Genomic DNA, 18,462 nt, shown 5'->3' with positions numbered 1-18,462 from the left:
GCAGAAAAGCCTCGCGGCCGAGGCCGCTCCCACAGAAACTCACACTCGCGCGGGTGCATCAGGTCGGGCGCCGGCGAAAAACGACGTAGGCCAGTAGCAGCAAGGCTGCGGCCCAGGCCAGCAGGCACAGCCACAGCGCACTGCCGGGCAGCGGCAGGTCGCGGCCCAGCGTCAGCACGCCCATGCCGCTGCCGTCGAAGCCGGCCAGGTTGATCAGGCGGTAGATGTCGGTGGGATTGAGCAACAGTATCCAGGGCAGCAGTTCGGGATTGAACCGGCCTTCGCTGAACACCAGCAGCGCCAGCAACGCCAGGTCGAACACCAGCACGAAGAGAAACCACACCCCCAGCGCCAGGCCGGCCGCGCTGGATTTCTCGCTGACCCTGGCGCTGAGCACGTAGGCCAGCGCCAGGAACACCCAGCCGAGCAGCGTCGAGGACAGCATGAAGCGGCCGAACGCCCAGGCCAGTGTGGCCAACTCGACATCCTCCACCAGCAGGCCGATGGCCAGTGCCGCGCCGCCAAAGCCGATGAGCACCGCCAGGGCGAGGATCAGGCCGTGGCCGACGAACTTGCCGAGCAGTATCTGCCCACGCCCCAGAGGGTGGGTCAGCAACAGCATCAGCGTGCCGGCCTCGTCCTCGCCGACGATGGCGTCATAGGCCAGCAGCAAGGCGATCAGCGGCATGAGAAAGGTGGCCAGACTGGCGAGGCTGGCGATGGTCGCCGGGATCGAGGTGAAACCCAGCTGCCCGGAAGCTGCCGCGCCGAGCCAGGCGATGCCCACTGCCAGAGCGGCGAACAGCAGACTGATGGCCAGCAACCAGCGGTTGCGCAGGCCGTCGCTGAGCTCCTTGCGCGCGATGTTCCACACCTGGCTCATGCTCTGCCCTCCTGTGCGCCCACAGCGCCGGCACGCTCCATGTAATGGCGATACAGATCCTCCAGCGAAGGCTGGTGAATCTCGATGTCCTGCGCAGCACCTTCATCGAGCAGTTGGCGCAGCAGCGGCAGCTTGTGGCCATTGAGCGCCTGCACCTCGACGCTGTGTTCACCCAGGCTGCGCGCGCTGTGGCCAGCCGCGTCCCAGCGCCGCAGCAACTGTTCGCTGGCGCTGATGCCACTGCCGCGTATGCGCACCGGCAGGCCGGCTTCGTTGCGCAGCTCGCTGAGGCTGCCGACTGCCTGCAGGCGACCACCGGCGAGAATCGCCGCGCGGTCGATATGCGCCTCCACACCGGGCAACACGTGGGAGCAGAGGATGATGCCGGTGCCGCGTTGGCGCAGGCGGTCGATCAGTTGGTAGAGGTCTTGGGTGGCGATCGGATCGAGGCCCACCGTGGGCTCGTCGAGCAGCAGCAGGCGCGGCTCGCCGAGTATCGCCTGGGCCAGGCCGAGACGCTGGCGCATGCCCTTGGAATAGGTTTTCACCCGCCGCTCGGCGGCAGGCATCAGGCCGACCTGCTCCAGCAGTTCGTCGACCTGGCTCAGCGCCGCGCCCTTGAGGCGTGCGAAGTGACGCAGGGTTTCACGACCGCTGAGCTGCGGATAGAACATGACGTTCTCCGGCAGGTAGCCGAGCTGGCGGCGCACCTGTGGATCATCGGGCGCGCGGCCGAGCACGCGCACCTGGCCGGCACTGGGTGACAGCAGACCGAGGATCAGCTTCATGCTGGTGGTCTTGCCGGCGCCGTTATGGCCGAACAGCCCAAGGACCTCGCCTTCGCCAAGGCTGAGGTCAAGGTCGTGCAGTACGGTCATGCGCCCGTAACGCTGGCTGACGCTGTGGATATCGACGGCATTCATGGCGCAGCCTCCAGGCCGGTATTCGACTGTGTTGCAGTGGGCGGGCGCATCAGCGGATGGCTGTCCTGCACGCCCGGCGACCTGACCACCGGGAATGCGCGCTGTACCCAGCGCAACACCTCGATGCTCGGGCTGTTCATCAGCAGGCGCACCTGCGGGTACATCCACAGCAGGCGGTCGACGTTGTCGTTCGGCTCGTAGGCGACGTCGCCCAGGCCGTCGTCGTTGCGGTCCCAGCCCAGGTAGTCGCTCCAGTAGTTGCCGCGGCCGTCCACCGACCACTCCTGGGTGCGAGTGGCGACGTATTTCACCTGCTGCTGGTTGTCGACGAAGGCATTGCCGGCGATGCGGTTGTCCTCGGAGCCGGCGGTGAGGTGAATGCCCAGGGTGCTGCGGGCGAAGTGGTTGTTCTCGATGCTGTTGAACAGCGAGTTGTAGATGAACAGCGCCTTGCCCTCATCGCCGCTGATCATGCTGTCACCACCGGTATCGCCGGGCTGCACGTCGGTGACGACGTTGTCGCGGATGGTCGAGTAGGTGATGTAGTTCATCAGGATGCCGTAGTTGCGATCCTGCTCGGAGCGGTTGCCGACCACGGTCAGCTTGCGGCTCTGCATCAGCGCGAAGCCGGTACGGGTGCGCCGGGTGACGTTGCCGATCACTCGGTTGTCGTTGGCGAACATGTAGTGCACGCCGTAGCGCAGGTCCTCGAGGACGTTGCCCTCCAGGTGGTTGCCGTGGGAGGTGTCGATGTAGATGCCGTCACGGGTGTTGCGCACGTGGTTGTCGATCACTCGCGCGCCGCGTACGGCGAACAGATGGATGCCGTTGCCACGATCCTGCGAGCGGATGCTCGGGTCGCCCTCGATGCGATTGCCGATCAGGCTGACGTTCTCGCTGCGGTCGACCCAGAGGCCGAAGCCCGGCCCGCTCAGGCGGTTGTCGCGCACCACCACATCGTGGGCGGTATGGGCGATATGCACGCCGGCATCCATGGCGGTGAGATCGCGGCCCCAGTCGAGGAGGGTGCAGCCTTCGACGCTGACGTCGCTGGCTTCGATCAACAACGCACTGCCTTGCCCCTCAGCCTGCAGCACGGCGCCGGCCGCACAACGCAGTTGCATGGGCTGGTCGATGACGAACTGCCCAGGATACTCGCCTGCCGGTAGCAGCCAGCGGTTCTCGCCCTGCGCCTGCAGCGGCAGCGTCGAGATAGGCTGCACCTGCGCCATGGCGGAGCCTGCAGCGAGCAGCAGCACGGCGCAGGTCGCGGGGAACTTGGTATATCGGATCACTGCACTTACCTTCGTCCACCTGTTCGTACGGGGCATCGCGTTCTATGGGAGCGGACTCGAACGTTTATCCACAAGCATTCGCGGACAAGTCCGCTCCCACATTCCAGCCACAGTTGGCTGCCTCGCAACGAGGCCGGGGAAGGCAGCCTTTCCCGGCCCCGGCGTCAGGCCGGCTCGACCATCATGCGGCCGACCATTTCCATGTGCAGCGCGTGGCAGAACCAGCTGCAGTAGTACCAGTGCAGACCGGGCTTGTCGGCGATGAAGGTGATCGACGAGGTCTGGTTGGGGCTGATCTCCATGCTCACGCCGTGGTTGACCATGACGAAGCCGTGGGACACGTCCTCGATCTGGTCCATGTTGGTGATCACCACGGTGACTTCATTGCCCTGCTTGACCTTGAATTCGGTCAGACCATAGGCGGGCGCCATGGAGGTCATGTACACGCGCACCTTGTTGCCATCGCGGATGACCTTGTTGTCCTCCTCCAGCTTGATGCCGTCCTTCTTGGCCATGGCCACGGTCGGGGCGAAGAAGGGGTCGTTGCGATCCCAGATCTTGCGCGTCTTGATCTGGTCGCGGCGGGCCATGATGCAGTCATGCGGTTCGGCGAAGGTCGGGCCGTCATGCACCAGCTTCATCACGTCGCCGGAGATGTCGATCAACTGGTCATTCTCCGGGTGCAGCGGGCCGGTGGGCAGGAAGCGGTCCTTGGAGAACTTCGACAGCGCCACCAGCCACTTGCCATCGGCTTCGCTGGTTTCGCACAGTGAGGCGTGCAGGTGACCGGGCTGGTAGTGCACGTCAAGCTTCTGCTTGATGTAGTTGACCTTCTCGCCCTTGTAGGCGCGACGGGCCTCCTCCATGTTCCACTTGACCACCTGGCTGTCGATGAACAGCGTGGTGTAGGCGTTGCCGCGGCCGTCGAAGGTGGTGTGCAGCGGGCCAAGGCCCAGCTCGGGCTCGCCGACCACCACGTCACGCGGGTCCTTGAGCTTGCCGGCGAAGAGGTCGGGGAGCAGGTCGATGTCGATCATGGTGCAGGTCGGCGACAGCTTGCCGTTGGCAATGAAGTACTTGCCGTCGGTGGAGGTGTTCAGGCCGTGCGGGTTCTTCGGCACCGGGATGTAGCGGGTCACCACACTGTCCTTGCCGTCCTTCTTGCGCCCGTCAACCACCGGCACCTTGGAGTCGCCGAGGGTGATGAAGCGACCGGCCTTGATCTCCTTCTCCACGGCCGGGATGTCGAACACCACCACCCAGTCGCGCTCGTTGCGCATCATGCCGCCGAGGTCGAAGGCCTTCTCCGAGTTGTAGCAGGTGGCGGCGGTGAAGCGCCCGGTGTAGTCCATGTCGGTATTGTCGAGGTTGCCGTCGACGATGACCTGGAAGGCCACCTCCATGGTTTCGGCATCCACGGCGTTGTACAGGGTGAAGCTGTTCTCGTCCTCGAGGTCGAAGACCTTGCCGTCATTGGGATGCGGGATGATGAACTCGGCGTTGCAGAACACGTACTTGGTGTACGGCACCTTCTGCAAGCGCAGGCCGTGGATGGCCTGGACGTTGGGGATGGTGGTGATCTTGTCGCACTTCATGATGTCCAGGCGGATACGCGCGACGCGGCTGTTGGCCTTGTCGTTGATGAACAGGTACTTGCCGTCGTACTTGCCGTCGGTCATCGAGATATGCGGGTGATGGCAGTCGCCGTTGAGGAACTTGGCGCTGTCGCCGAGGATGTGCCGGCTCTCGTTGGTCAGGCCCCAGCCGGTCGCCGAGTCGACGTTGAACACCGGGATGCGCATCAGCTCACGCATCGAGGGAATTCCGAGCACACGCACCTCGCCCTGGTGGCCACCACTCCAGAAGCCGTAGTACTCGTCCAGCTCGCCGGGGGCGACATGGATCTTCTGCTGCGCCTCCTTGGCGGCCGCGGCCCAGCTGTCGCGGGTCATCACCCCGCCGACCAGGCCACTGGCCGCCACGGCGGCACTGGTAAGTGCGCTGGCGCCGAGAAAGCCGCGCCGGCTCAGACCGGTTTTTTCATCCTTATCGCTTTGTTTGTCGCTCATGGGTCGCTCCTGTTGGGAAATAACACGCCTGCCGCGAGCCCGGTTCGGCTCGTGGTCACGCATCGCTCACCTCGACGGCGGGAATCAGTTGTGGGTCGGCAGCCTTCTTGCCGCGCTTCTTGCGCTTGTTGATCAGCGGCGGGCATTTGTTGTCGTTGTGGTAGGTCATCTGGCAGTCGAGGCAGTAGTGGCACTCGTTGCCGTTGATGCGACCGTCCGGGTGGATGGCCTGGATCTCGCATTCCTTGGCGCACAGCTGGCAGGGGTTGCCGCACTCCTTGCGGCGCTTGAGCCAGTCGAACAGACGGAACTTGCTGGGGATCGCCAGGGCAGCGCCCAGCGGGCAGATGTAGCGGCAATAGACCTTGCGGGTGAACAGGTTGACCAGCAGCAGGACCACTGCGTACAGCACGAACCACCACTGGCGGTCGAACTTCAGGGTGATGGCGGTCTTGAACGGCTCTACCTCGGCGGCCTTCTCGGCCAGCATCATCGATTCGAGGGAGATGCCGAACAGCACCAGCAGGACGATGTACTTGATCGCCCAGAGACGTTCATGCACGGCGAAGGGCAGTTCGTACTGGGGAATCCTGATCTTGCGCGCCAGCTCGTTGAGCAGCTCCTGCAGCGCGCCGAACGGGCACAGCCAGCCGCAGAACACGCCACGCCCCCAGAGCAGGATGCTGGCGGCAGTGAACACCCAGAGCACGAAGATGATCGGGTCGGTGAGGAACAGCTCCCAGCGGAAATCCTGGAACACCGCGTGCACGAAGGTCAGCACGTTGACCACCGACAGCTGACCCAATGCGTACCAGCCGATGAACAACACGGTGAACAGCAGGTAGCCACGGCGCAACCAGTGCAGGAACTGCGGCTTGCGGGCGAAGCTGTCCTGCAGGAACAGGATCACCGTGAGCAGCCCGAGGGCCACCAGCAGCACGCCGATCTGGAAGCTCTTCTGGTACCAGATGTTGACCCACAGCGGGCGGTTGGCCTCCTCGATCGCCGCCAGCTCCGCAGCGGTCGGCTGCGGCCGCTCGATGTAGTCCTCGGGAATCTGGTAGGGCAACTCGAAGCTGGTGAAGATGCCCTCGACCGGGCCGATCTGGCGCCGCACCAGCAGCTCCAGGCTCCACGGCGAACCGGGGTCGAAGGTGTGCTGCTTGCGGGCGATGAAGATCGCCATCTCGAAGAATTCGGGCATGCCGCCTGCGTACACGTCCGATAGGCGGATGAAGTCGAGGTCGCGGAAACTGATGACATCGCCGAACTGGCGCAGCTGCACCCGATCGAAGATGCCGCCGCGCACATAGCCCGAGCCCTTGAAGGAATACTCGCCATTGCCCAGTACGGCAAAGGCCTGCTCGCCGGGCTTGAGGCTGCCGATCAGCTCCGCATATTGGCGCTCGCCCAGCAGGTTGCGGCCGACGGTCGGCGGGTTCAGCGGCGCGACGTAGAGATCAATGAAGGTCTCTTCGCGCAGCTCCGGCGCAGCTACATCGATGCCTTCGGCCTCGGTGCCGTTGAAGGCGTCGTCGACCTGGCCACGGGTCAGGTGCAGGCGGCGGATCGCGCCATTGCCGGTCAACTCGCTCCAGTCCGCCTCGTGGAAGACATCCTCGCGCACCCGCGACGGTCTCGGCCGCACATGGCTGCCGGCCTCGATCAGGCCCAGGTCGACCGCAACGGCATGGGCGGCGCGCATGACGATCTCGTTGATCACCATCACCGTCACGGTGGCCCCGGTCACCGCATCCACGGTCACCGCGTCGGGATCGCTGGAGCGCCCGACCACCACGCGCTGACCGGCCTTGACTCCGGAGTAATGGGCGTTGAAGTCGTGGATCTTCTGCTCGGGAATACCGATCAGGACGATCGGCTCGTGGTGTTCGAGCAGGTAGGCGTCGAGGATCACGCCCTGCGGACCGAGCAGCACCTGCATGTTGATCGGTTTGCCCGAGTAGGCGGGCATGTCGGTGACGTGAATGCTCTGGAAGGCGTAGCCAAGGATTTCCTCGCCCTTGCGCAACGTACGCACCTGATACTTGCCCGCAGCTTCGGAGAGGCTGTCAGCGTCGGGGAAGAACTGCTCGATGCGCTGCTGCTCGGCGTCGTACTCCCTGGCCTGCAAGGGCAGCGCGAGCGCGCTCAGGGCCAAAAGAACGACGAGACCGGCCCCCCATGCGCGCAACGCGCCAACGGCCGAAAGCTGGGGCTTCATCAGGCTACCTACATCCACTGCTCAATTGCGGCGGATGGTAGGTCGCGCGTCTTGCCGATCTCCTTGATTACGATCAAGAGCGGCCTGTGTCGGTGCCTGGTCATTCGCGGCCAAGGCCGCTCCCACAAAACGACACCATTCACTCGGGATGGGAGATGGCGAGGGAGCGGATCGCGCAAGTCCTGCATCGCTGCCTGATCATTCGCGGCCAAGGCCGCTCCCACAAAAACGACTCCATTCACTCAGGACTACGCGATTGGCTCCCCTCTCCCATTCATGGGAGAGGGGCTGGGGGAGAGGGGCAAGGGATGAAAAGCACTCCCTGCCAGCTAAATGAGCAACATCACGGGCAGTGGCGATGAAACCAACGAAAAAGGGCAGGCGATCCTCAAACGCCTGCCCTCTCATGGGTGATCTGGTCGCAGTCGGCCAGCCGGTCATTGCAGCGTCAGCACCCACTCGGCCAGGGTCTTGGCTTCCTCCTCGGTAACCGGATTTGGTGGCATCGGCATGGCGCCCCAGACGCCGCTGCTGCCGTTCTTGATATGGCCGGCCAGGGTTTGCGCCGCGCCGTCGACGCCTGCGTTCTTCGCTGCCACGTCCTTCAGGGACGGACCGACCAGCTTGGCCTGCACACTGTGACAGGCACCGCAGGGCTTGCTCTTGAACAGCTCCTCGCCGGACGCAGCATGGGCATTCGGCAGGGCCGCCAGACTCAGCAGGGCCGCCAGCGGAATCAGCGCTTTGTTCATGATCATTTCCTCATCGTAGATATGGCCTGCCGGATACAGCTGGCGGCTGGCGCGTTGTTTGGAAAGGATCATAAACAGAGGCATTTGCCGCGGCGCTTGACCGCAATCAAGTCTGTCGCGCGTGGCGCTTGAGAGCGCCCATCCGCCCCCGCTAGCGTGCAGCCAAACCCGTAGCGAAACAGGAACCGTCATGCACGACACCCCCTTCTATCAGGTACAGGGCGACGAACAGCTGCTGTTCGAGCAGGCCTGGCAGCAGCGCATGCCGGTACTGCTCAAAGGCCCGACCGGCTGTGGCAAGACACGCTTCGTCCAGCACATGGCGCAGCGCCTGCAGCTGCCGCTGTACACCGTAGCCTGCCATGACGACCTGAGCGCCGCGGATCTGGTCGGCCGTCACCTGATCGGCAGTGAAGGCACCTGGTGGCAGGACGGCCCGCTGACCCGCGCGGTGCGCGAGGGCGGCATCTGCTACCTGGACGAGGTGGTCGAGGCGCGCCAGGACACCGTGGTGGTCATCCACCCGCTGGCCGATGACCGCCGCGAACTGTACCTGGAGCGCACCGGCGAGACCCTTCAGGCGCCGCCCGGTTTCATGCTGGTGGTGTCCTACAACCCCGGCTACCAGAATCTTCTCAAGGGCATGAAGCCCAGCACCCGGCAGCGTTTCGTGGCGCTGCGCTTCGATTACCCCGGCGTCGAGCAGGAGTGCCAGATCGTCGCCCGCGAGGCGAACGTCAACGAGTCGCTGGCGCGCCGCCTGGTCGCCCTCGGCCAGGACATTCGCCGCCTCGAGCAGCACGACCTGGAGGAGGACGCCTCGACCCGCTTGCTGATCTACGCCGCGCGCCTGATCCACAACGGCATGGACGCCCGCACGGCGTGTCGCGCCTGTTTGGCCGAACCGCTGTCGGACGATGCACAGACGGTCGCCGCGCTGATGGACCTGGTCGATGTCCACTTCGGCTGATCGCCAGGTCGCCCGCCTGCCGGGCGACCTGGCGATGTGGCTGTTCATCCTCGCCGAGCTGACGGTGTTCGCCCTGCTGATCCTCAGCTTCGCCATCACCCAGGCGCTATCCGGCGCGCAATTCGCCGCCAGCCGGGCGCTGCTCGACGGCTCCATCGGCCTGGCACTGACCCTCAGCCTGCTCACCGCCGGTTTCTTCGCGGCACTGGCGGTGCACCGGGTACGTGCCGGGCACAGTCGCCAGGCCAGCGTCTGGCTGCTCGCCGCGCTGGCCAGCGGCTTAGTCTACGTGGTGCTCAAGGGCCGTGAATTCGGGCACCTGATCGACGCCGGGCTGGATCTGGAGTACGACCGCTTCTTCACCCTGTACTGGATTCTCGGCGGCTTCCACTTCCTCCACGTGCTGCCCGGCCTGCTGCTGTTCGGCTGGCTGGCCTGGCGCTGCCGGCGCGGCGTGTACGCGCAGGCCGACAAGCACGGCGAACTGGAGGCGTGCGTCCTGTACTGGCACATGGTCGATCTGATCTGGGTGCTGCTGTTCCCCTTGCTCTATCTGCAGAGGTAAGCCGGATGAACGCCTTCCTGTGCTGGCTGGGCCTGGTAGTGCTGTCGCTGCTGAGCCTGTGGCTGGTCACCGCGCCGGTCGCCTCTTGGGCTGCCCTGGCGCTGTCGGCGGCAGCGCTGGGCAAGGCCTGGCTGATCGTCGACGGGTTCATGGAGTTGCGCCACGGCCCGCGCCTTTGGCGCGCGTTGTTGCTGGCGTGGTCGCTGGGCATGGCGAGCGCGCTGTACTTCGGCACGCCCTGAGCGAGCCGGGGCCCTGTTCGCGAACACGTCCGCCGCCACAAAAGAGGGTCGCGCTTCTTGACTGTGGCCGCGGGCGGGTCCGCGGCTTTTCACATGCAGCACGGCACCGCGCTGTGTTACCCATTCGCGGACAAGTCCGCTCCCACAAGAGCCCGAGCGCGGTGTCGCCCGCTCGTGGACAAGGCTAGGCGTCCTCGTCGCTCCCACAAAAGAACTGCGAGCGGCGCCCTTCCTGTGGGAGCGGACTTGTCCGCGATCTTTTCTGCACCCACGCGGAATTCGCCGCCAACCCGAGTTGCCCTTTCCCTGCCCAGTATTGCGATTGCGCCTTCTTGATCGCCATCAAGCGGTTTTCCCGGGGTGCCGTCCGAAAATGACCTCGCCAAGCCTTTGAGGACATGACCATGTCGGAAACCTTCACCAAGGGAATGGCCAGAAATATCTACTTCGGGGGAAGCGTGTTCTTCATCCTGATATTCCTGGCCCTGACCTTCCACAGCGAACAAACCTTCCCCGAACGCACCAACGAACACCTGATGAACGAAGCGGTGGTGCGCGGCAAGTTGATCTGGGAGCAGAACAACTGCATCGGCTGCCACACCCTGCTGGGCGAGGGCGCCTACTTCGCGCCGGAGCTGGGCAACGTGTTCGTCCGCCGCGGTGGCGAAGAACAGTTCAGCAGCTTCCTGCATGCCTGGATGGCGGCCCAGCCGCTGGGCGTTCCCGGCCGCCGCGCGATGCCGCAATTCAACCTCAGCGACAGGGAAGTGGACGATCTTGCCGAGTTCCTCAAGTGGACCTCGAAGATCGATACCAACGACTGGCCGCCAAACAGGGAGGGCTGAGAAATGACCACTGCCAATCCGCATCTGAAATTCGCCTCGCAAGCCGTGGCCAAACCCTACTTCGTGTTCGCCCTGATGCTGTTCGTCGGGCAGATCCTGTTCGGCCTGATCATGGGCCTGCAGTACGTGGTCGGTGACTTCCTGTTCCCGTTGATCCCCTTCAACGTGGCGCGCATGGTGCACACCAACCTGCTGATCGTCTGGCTGCTGTTCGGCTTCATGGGCGCGGCCTACTATCTGATCCCCGAAGAGGCCGACCGCGAACTGCACAGCCCGAAGCTGGCGATTATCCTGTTCTGGGTGTTCGCCATCGCCGGCGCGCTGACCATCCTCGGCTACCTCGCCGTGCCCTACGCCACCCTGGCCAGGATCACCGGCAACGAGCTGCTGCCGACCATGGGTCGCGAGTTCCTCGAACAGCCGACGATCACCAAGGCCGGCATCGTGGTGGTCGCCCTGGGCTTCCTCTACAACATCGGCATGACCCTGCTCAAAGGTCGCAAGACCACGGTCAGCGTGGTGATGATGACCGGCCTGATCGGCCTCGCGGTGATGTTCCTGTTCTCCTTCTTCAACCCGGAAAACCTCGCCCGCGACAAGTACTACTGGTGGTGGGTGGTGCATCTGTGGGTGGAAGGCGTGTGGGAGCTGATCATGGGCGCGATGCTGGCCTTCGTGCTGATCAAGGTCACCGGCGTCGACCGCGAGGTGATCGAGAAGTGGCTCTACGTGATCATCGCCATGGCCCTGATCACCGGCATCATCGGCACCGGCCACCATTACTTCTGGATCGGCGCACCAGGCGTATGGCTGTGGCTGGGTTCGATCTTCTCGGCCCTGGAACCGCTGCCGTTCTTCGCCATGGTGCTGTTCGCCTTCAACATGGTGCGCCGTCGTCGTCGCCAGCACCCCAACCGTGCCGCCGGTCTGTGGGCACTGGGCACCACCGTGACCGCGTTCTTTGGCGCCGGCGTGTGGGGCTTCCTGCACACCCTGGCGCCGGTCAACTACTACACCCACGGCACTCAGCTGACCGCAGCGCATGGCCACCTGGCGTTCTACGGCGCCTACGCGATGATCGTCATGACCATGATCTCCTACGCCATGCCGCGTCTACGTGGCATCGGTGAGGCGCCACAGGAAAGCGCCCAGCGTGTCGAGATCGCCGGCTTCTGGCTGATGACCATCTCCATGGTGCTGATCACCCTGCTGCTGACCGCCGCCGGCGCCGCGCAGATCTGGCTGCAACGCTGGCCGAGCGACAACGAAGCGATGGCCTTCATGGCCACCATGGACCAGCTGGCACCGTACTTCTGGGCGCGCCTGGTTGCCGGTATCGGCTTCGCCCTCGGCCTGGTCTGCTACCTGCTGAGCTTCGTGCAGCGCAAGAACGTCGTCATGGCCACCCCCTGATCGACGACAAGGGGTAACGGTGGGAGGCGCTTCAGCGGCGACAGTCGTGGTTGAAGCCCCTCCCTCATCTCATTTTCAGGGAATCGGGTATGGCCTTCAGCATCGAAGTCGAGGAATGGGTCGGTAGCGTCTGGCACCGTTTCATCACCCGCCGCAGCGACCCGGACTTCACCCACGCCCAGGTGCAGCTGAGCGACCAGCAGCGCGCCCTGGCACTGCTCTTTCACGCCATCGGCGGCGCCAGCGCAGTGCAGATCCAGGCCGCGCAGCCGCGCGAACTGCTGCTGCGGCGCAGCCTGCTGCAACAGGTCGCTGGCACCTGCAGGCAGATGCCGGTGGCCTGGCGCGATGCGCAGAACATGCGCCTGCCGCCGACCCTCGCCGTGTTCCCGCAGGCCGAGCTGAACCGCGAGCTGTACCGCTGGCTGGCGATGCTCGGCGCGGTCGCCGACGGCATGCGCCACTGGGGGCGTGACAACCAGCGCTGGGTGAACGAGTTGCTGCGACGCTACCCGGCCATGCGCCCTCGCTACCAACGGCTGGTCGACGCGCACCTGCGCCTGCGGCCCGCCCCCGACAGCCTGCCGCCCGCCAGTGCGGCCCTGGAGCGCGACCTGCGCCAGGCGCTGCGCGAACCCGGCAGCGTCACCCATTTCGCCCACGACGAACGTGCCCCCTGGCCATTGCCGTTGTGGCTGTATCCGCCGCAGGGTCAGGGCCCCGGCGCCTCCAGCGAACTGCCCGAGGAAGGCGAAGGCAGCGCCCGCAACCCCAACCCGGCGCAACGTTCACTGCGCAAGCGCGCCTCGCGCATAGACGACACCAGCGGCAAGGGCGGCCTGCTGCTGTTCCGCCTGGAGAATCTGTTCAGCTGGTCCGAACACGTGCAACTGGACCGCTGCAACGATGACAGCGAGGACCTCGATGCCGCCCGCGTGGCCGAGGACCTCGACGAGCTGACCCTGTCGCGCCAGCGCACGCGCAAGGGCGGCGGCCTGCATCTGGACCTCGACCTGCCATCACCGGAGCAGGACGACCTGCCGCTGGGCGCGGGCCTGCACCTGCCGGAGTGGGATTACCGCCGCTCGGCCTTGCTCGAGCGCCACGTCAGCCTGCAGCTCTTCCACCCGCACGCGGCCGAGGCGCAGCCATTGCCGACGCACCTGGCACTGCCGGCACGGCGCCTGCGCCGCCAGTTCGAGGTGCTGCGCAACGACCGCCAATGGCTGCGCCAGCAGCCGCAGGGCAGCGAGCTGGACCTCAGCGCCTGGCTCGATTTCCAGGTGCAGCGTCAGCAGGGCAAGGCCTGCGAGAAGGGGCTGTTCCTCGAACAGCGCAGCACCCGCCGCCAGTTGGCCTGCCTGCTGCTCGCCGACCTGTCGATGTCCACCGAATCGCACCTCAACGACGAGCAACGGGTCATCGACGTGATCCAGGACAGCCTGCTGCTGTTCGCCGAGGCGCTGTCGGCGGCCGGTGACGATTTCGCCCTGTACGGTTTCTCCTCGCTGCGCCGCCAGCAGGTGCGCATGCAGGAGCTCAAGCCGTTCGGCCAGCGCTACGACGAGCAGGCCCGCGGACGCATCCTCGCGGTGCGCCCCGGCTACTACACGCGCATGGGCGCGGCCATCCGCCAGGCCACGCGCCTGCTCGGCGGGCGCCAGCAGAGCCAGCGCCTGCTGTTGCTGGTCACCGATGGCAAGCCCAACGACCTCGACCTCTACGAAGGCCGTTACGGCGTGGAGGACACCCGCGAGGCCGTGCTCGAAGCCCGCCGAGCCGGCGTGCTGCCGTTCTGCATCACCATCGACCAGCAGGCCGGCGACTATCTGCCGTACATGTTCGGCGCCGGTGGCTACACGCTGATCGACAAACCGCAGCATCTGCCGCTGTACCTGCCGCAGCTGTATCGGCAACTGACAAGGCGCTGAATAGAGGTGTTGTGTGGCCGCGACGGGGCGCCTGGCTTGCCCGCAAAGGGTTGAAAAGCTCGCGGACAAGGCTAGGCGCCCCCGTCGCTCCCACAATTAGTGGCTACCACAACCGCGTCAACAAACGGATAAAAAAAGGGATGGCCGAGGCCATCCCTGAAGGTTGAGGCTGGTGAAGGCCTCCTATGAAAACGGTTGCTCAGGCAGCGTTGTCGCTGTTGTAGATCTCGCGATCCAGCTCTTTCTCGCTGCTGCCCACCAGTGTGGTGGTCATCAGGTCACCGGCGACGTTCACCGTGGTGCGCGCCATGTCGAGGATGCGGTCGATACCAGCGATCAGCGCCACGCCTTCCAGCGGCAGACCCACCGAGCTCAGCACCAGGCCAAGCATGATCAGCCCGGCGCCGGGGATGCCGGCGGTGCCGATGGAGGCCAGGGTGGCGGTGAGGATGATCATCAGGTACTGCCCGGCATTCAGGTCGATGCCGAAGGCCTGGGCGATGAACAGTGCCAGCACGCCCTGGTAGATCGCGGTGCCGTCCATGTTGATGGTGGCGCCCACCGGCAGCACGAAGCCGGCCACGCCCTGCGATACGCCAAGGTTCTTGCGCGCGCACTCGATGGACACCGGCAGGGTGCCGGAGCTGCTCGAGGTACTGAAGGCCACCGCCAGCGCCGGAGCGATACCGCGGAAAAAACGCAGCGGGCTGAGACGCGCCAGGCCGCCGATCAGGCCGCCGTAGATCAGCAGCAGATGGGCGAGGCTGGCCAGGTAGATCACCCCGATCACGCCAGCCAGCGGCAGCAGCACCTCGATGCCATGGGAAGCGACCACGCCGGCGATCAGTGCGAACACGCCGATGGGGGCGAAGCGCATCACCAGGTCGGTGAGCTTGTAGAGCACCTCGGCCAGGCTGTCGAACAGGCGAATCGTCGGGGCCGCCTTCTCGCCGACCAGGTTCATGCTCAGGCCCAGGGCGATGGCGAAGACGATGATCTGCAGGATGTTGCCTTCGGCGAAGGCGGTCACCGGGTTGGTCGGCACCAGGCCCACCAGTATCTCTACCAGCGAAGGCGCCTGCTTGGCCTCCATGGTGCCGTTGGCGACCATCTGCATGCCCTCACCGGGGCTGAACAGGGTGCCGAACAGCAGGCCGATGCTCACCGCGAAGGCGGTGGTGATCAGATAGATGGCGATGGTCTTGACGCTGATGCGACCGAGCTTGGCGCTGTCGCTCATCGAGGTGATGCCGGCTACCAGGGAAACGAACACCAGCGGCACGATAAGCATCTTGATCGCATTGAGAAACAGCGCGCCGATCGGTGCCAGCGCCAGGGCGACGCTCTTGAACAGCATGCCGATCACGACACCAAGCACCAGACCGAAGAGGATCTGCTGCCACAGCGGCACGCGGGCTAGGAAGGAGGGGGAAGCGGTGTTGCTCTGACTCATGTGGTTGTACACCCGGATTGTCGTTGTTGTGGGGGCCGTCTCTGCGGTCTTCTGCGGTGCCGCCCCAGGCACAGGTTCGAGGGCGGAAATGAACACGCCGCCCAAAGAGGCGGCGTGCGTCATTCGATGAATCAGCCCTGCAGCGGAACCAGACGCGGGGCGATCATGTTCTCGGGGCGCAGGATGTCGGCCAGGGTGGCCTCGTCCAGCAGTTGCTCCTCACGTACCAGTTCCAGCACGCCGCGCCCGCTTTCCAGGGCGACCTTGGCAATACGGGTGGCATTCTCGTAACCGATGTAGGGGTTGAGCGCAGTGATCAGACCGATGGAGTTTTCCATCAGTTCACGGCAGCGGTCTTCGTTGGCGGTGATGCCGTCGATGCACAGCTCGCGCAGCATGTCCATGGCGCGGGTCAGCAGGCGGATCGAGTCGAAGATCTTGTAGGCGATCAACGGCTCCATCACGTTCAGCTGCAGCTGGCCGCCTTCGGCTGCCATGGTCAGCGCCAGGTCGTTGCCGATCACTTCGAAGGCCACCTGGTTGACCGCCTCGGGGATCACCGGGTTGACCTTGCCCGGCATGATAGAACTGCCCGGCTGACGCGCCGGCAGGTTGATCTCGTTGATGCCGGTACGCGGGCCGCTGGAGAGCAGGCGCAGGTCGTTGCAGATCTTCGACAGCTTGACCGCGGTGCGCTTGAGCATGCCGGAGAACAGCACGAAGGCGCCCATGTCACTGGTGGCTTCGATCAGGTCGGCAGCCGGGGTCAGCGGATGGCCGCTGATGATGGCCAGGCGCTTGACCGCCAGGGCCTGGTATTTCGGGTCGGCGTTGATGCCGGTGCCGATGGCGGTGCCGCCCAGGTTGACTTCGGTGAGCAGGGTCGGCGCCAGCAGTTTCAGGTGCTGCAGGTCTTCGCCGAGGGTGGTGGCGAAGGCGCGGAACTCCTGGCCGAGGGTCATCGGCACGGCGTCCTGCAACTGGGTGCGGCCCATCTTCAGCACATGGCCGAACTCCAGGCCCTTGGCGGCGAACGACTGGATCAGCTTGTCCAGTGCGCTCAGCAGGCTGTCGTGGCCGAGCAGCAGGCCGAGGCGGATGGCGGTCGGGTAGGCGTCGTTGGTCGACTGCGCCATGTTCACGTCGTTGTTCGGGTGCAGGTGCTGGTACTGGCCCTTTTCATGACCCATGGCTTCGAGGGCGATGTTGGCGATCACCTCGTTGGCGTTCATGTTGGTCGAGGTGCCGGCGCCGCCCTGGATCATGTCGACCACGAACTGCTCGTGGAACTCGCCCTGGATGATGCGCGCGCAGGCGGTGCTGATCGCCGTGTGCTTGGCGGCGGACAGGTGGCCCAGCTCGCGGTTGGCGTCAGCCGAGGCCTGCTTGACCATGGCCAGGCCGATCACCAGCTTCGGGTAGTGCGACAGCGGCACGCCGGACAGGCGGAAGTTCTGCACGGCGCGCAGGGTCTGGATGCCGTAATAGGCTTCAGCGGGGACTTCGAGGGTGCCGAGCAGGTCTTTTTCGACGCGAACAGATGCAGCAGAGGACATGATGGAGATGACTCTCGGGAGATACGGCGAACGCCGCGATGCCCATAGAATATGGGCTCTTACCGTCTCGCTACCAATGCCGTTGCTTGCTGCCCTATGCACAATCGGCATAATGTTCGTGTGACGCCGGACGCTGTTGCGGCGTGCACCATCGCCGTTAGAGTGGCTTCAGCCGCGAGCGGTCGCGGCTGAAGCCTCCCACGATTCGCGCCCTGCCTATAGTGCGTAGCCCGGATGCAATCCGGGGCAACGTGACAGGCCAACCCCGGATTGCATCCGGGCTACGGAGACTCGATGAACCTGGAAACCAAATGGCTGGACGACTTCATCGTTCTCGCCGCCACACGCAGCTTCTCCCAGGCCGCCGAGAAGCGCTTCGTCACCCAGCCGGCGTTCAGCCGGCGCATCCGCAGCCTGGAGGCGATGCTCGGCCTGACCCTTGTCGACCGCTCCTGCACCCCCATCGAGCTGACCGAGGCCGGCCGCCTGTTTCTGGTCACCGCGCGCAGCCTGGTGGAGCAGCTTGGCGAAGTCATCCGCCACCTGCACCACCTGGACGGGCAGCGCGGTGAAGTCCTGCAGATCGCAGCGGCGCACTCGCTGACCCTCGGTTTCTTCCCGCAATGGATTGCCGGCCTGCGCCGCGATGGCCTGCCGCTCAACACCCGCCTGGTGGCCACCAACGTCGGCGAGGCGGTGCACTCGCTGCGCGAGGGCGCCTGTGACCTGATCCTCGCCTACTACGACCCCGACGCGGCGCTGCAGATGGACCCGGCGATCTTCCCCTCACTGCACCTGGGTGCGACCTCGATGCTGCCGGTATGCGCGGTGAGCGAGTCCGGCACGCCGCTGTACGACCTCGACGCAGGCCAGAGCGTACCGCTGCTGGCCTACAGCGCCGGCGCCTTTCTCGGTCGCTCGGTCAACCTGCTGCTGCGCCAGCGCGCGCTGCGCTCGACCACCGTGTACGAAACCGCCATGGCCGACAGCCTCAAGAGCATGGCGCTGCAGGGCATGGGCGTGGCCTGGGTGCCACGGCTATCGGTGACTGCGGAACTGGCCCGCGGCGAACTGGCCATCTGTGGCGCAGAGCAGTGGCAGATCCCGCTGGAAATCCGCCTGTACCGCTGCGCCCTGGTGCGCAAGGCGGCGGTGCGTTTGCTGTGGCGCAAGCTGGAGACGGGGGAAGTGGGGGGCTGAGCTTTCGGGTAGGGTGCCCTGCCGCGCCGGCTTTAGCAGGACAAAGACATTCGCGGCTGAAGCCGCTCCTACAGAAAACTGCAAAACCTGTAGTAGCGGCTGGTGATGAATCACTTACCCGACTTGATCGGCGTCCACGCCCGC

At 65.1% G+C, this 18,462-nt stretch carries 15 protein-coding genes; 7 read left to right on the top strand and 8 right to left on the bottom strand.

Annotation, left to right across the window (positions count from 1 at the left end; all coding sequences use genetic code 11):
• Positions 1-58: 58 nt before the first annotated feature.
• The 6 genes from P3C50_RS14410 to P3C50_RS14385 form a co-directional block, all read right to left on the bottom strand.
• On the bottom strand, positions 59-883 hold the full coding sequence (locus P3C50_RS14410; RefSeq protein ID WP_275546533.1) for an ABC transporter permease: 825 nt from the start codon (positions 881-883) through the stop codon (positions 59-61).
• Positions 880-1,806: an ABC transporter ATP-binding protein gene (locus tag P3C50_RS14405; RefSeq protein WP_275546532.1), complete on the bottom strand. Its 927-nt coding sequence runs from the start codon at positions 1,804-1,806 to the stop codon at positions 880-882. Before P3C50_RS14405 ends, P3C50_RS14410 begins: the two co-directional genes overlap by 4 nt.
• Positions 1,803-3,137, bottom strand: a complete 1,335-nt coding sequence (locus P3C50_RS14400; RefSeq protein WP_275546531.1) for a nitrous oxide reductase family maturation protein NosD — start codon at positions 3,135-3,137, stop codon at positions 1,803-1,805. Before P3C50_RS14400 ends, P3C50_RS14405 begins: the two co-directional genes overlap by 4 nt.
• A gap of 128 nt (positions 3,138-3,265) precedes the next feature.
• The gene (nosZ, locus tag P3C50_RS14395; protein WP_275546530.1) at positions 3,266-5,170 is read right to left on the bottom strand and encodes a TAT-dependent nitrous-oxide reductase; all 1,905 of its coding nucleotides are present in this window, start codon (positions 5,168-5,170) and stop codon (positions 3,266-3,268) included.
• Between the two features lie 55 nt (positions 5,171-5,225).
• A complete protein-coding gene (locus P3C50_RS14390) occupies positions 5,226-7,391 on the bottom strand; it encodes a transcriptional regulator NosR (RefSeq protein ID WP_275546529.1) in 2,166 nt (721 codons plus the stop codon).
• Positions 7,392-7,828: 437 nt separating this feature from the next.
• Complete coding sequence (locus P3C50_RS14385; RefSeq protein ID WP_275546619.1) at positions 7,829-8,143, bottom strand: c-type cytochrome; 315 nt, start codon at positions 8,141-8,143, stop codon at positions 7,829-7,831.
• A gap of 190 nt (positions 8,144-8,333) precedes the next feature.
• Here P3C50_RS14385 and P3C50_RS14380 point away from each other — a divergent pair, with 190 nt between their 5' ends.
• From P3C50_RS14380 to P3C50_RS14355, 6 genes are all read left to right on the top strand, one after another.
• On the top strand, positions 8,334-9,113 hold the full coding sequence (locus P3C50_RS14380; RefSeq protein WP_275546528.1) for a CbbQ/NirQ/NorQ/GpvN family protein: 780 nt from the start codon (positions 8,334-8,336) through the stop codon (positions 9,111-9,113).
• Positions 9,097-9,678, top strand: a complete 582-nt coding sequence (locus P3C50_RS14375) for a cytochrome c oxidase subunit 3 (RefSeq protein WP_275546527.1) — start codon at positions 9,097-9,099, stop codon at positions 9,676-9,678. The genes P3C50_RS14380 and P3C50_RS14375 overlap by 17 nt, the downstream gene beginning before the upstream one ends.
• Positions 9,679-9,683: 5 nt before the next feature.
• On the top strand, positions 9,684-9,920 hold the full coding sequence (locus P3C50_RS14370) for a cytochrome C oxidase subunit IV family protein (RefSeq protein ID WP_275546526.1): 237 nt from the start codon (positions 9,684-9,686) through the stop codon (positions 9,918-9,920).
• A gap of 404 nt (positions 9,921-10,324) precedes the next feature.
• Entirely contained in the window at positions 10,325-10,765 is a 441-nt protein-coding gene (locus tag P3C50_RS14365; protein ID WP_275546525.1) for a c-type cytochrome, read from the top strand.
• A gap of 3 nt (positions 10,766-10,768) precedes the next feature.
• Positions 10,769-12,178 carry a cbb3-type cytochrome c oxidase subunit I gene (locus tag P3C50_RS14360; RefSeq protein WP_275546524.1) on the top strand — a complete coding sequence of 470 codons (1,410 nt, stop codon included), beginning with the start codon at positions 10,769-10,771 and terminating at the stop codon, positions 12,176-12,178.
• A gap of 89 nt (positions 12,179-12,267) precedes the next feature.
• Entirely contained in the window at positions 12,268-14,109 is a 1,842-nt protein-coding gene (locus tag P3C50_RS14355) for a nitric oxide reductase activation protein NorD (RefSeq protein WP_275546523.1), read from the top strand.
• Between the two features lie 199 nt (positions 14,110-14,308).
• On the opposite strand, the gene P3C50_RS14350 is transcribed toward P3C50_RS14355, so the two are convergent.
• Together P3C50_RS14350 and aspA are read right to left on the bottom strand one after the other, a co-directional pair.
• The gene (locus P3C50_RS14350; RefSeq protein ID WP_275546522.1) at positions 14,309-15,562 is read right to left on the bottom strand and encodes a dicarboxylate/amino acid:cation symporter; all 1,254 of its coding nucleotides are present in this window, start codon (positions 15,560-15,562) and stop codon (positions 14,309-14,311) included.
• 131 nt (positions 15,563-15,693) lie between these two features.
• On the bottom strand, positions 15,694-17,118 hold the full coding sequence (gene aspA / locus P3C50_RS14345; protein WP_275546521.1) for an aspartate ammonia-lyase: 1,425 nt from the start codon (positions 17,116-17,118) through the stop codon (positions 15,694-15,696).
• A gap of 294 nt (positions 17,119-17,412) precedes the next feature.
• Between aspA and P3C50_RS14340 the strand changes: the two genes are divergently transcribed.
• Entirely contained in the window at positions 17,413-18,318 is a 906-nt protein-coding gene (locus P3C50_RS14340; protein ID WP_275546520.1) for a LysR substrate-binding domain-containing protein, read from the top strand.
• Positions 18,319-18,462 lie beyond the last annotated feature (144 nt).

This window comes from Pseudomonas sp. Marseille-Q0931, assembly GCF_940789645.1.
Classification (GTDB): domain Bacteria; phylum Pseudomonadota; class Gammaproteobacteria; order Pseudomonadales; family Pseudomonadaceae; genus Aquipseudomonas.
Note: the sequence above shows the minus strand (reverse complement) of the source record. Positions and strands in the feature narration are given on the sequence as shown.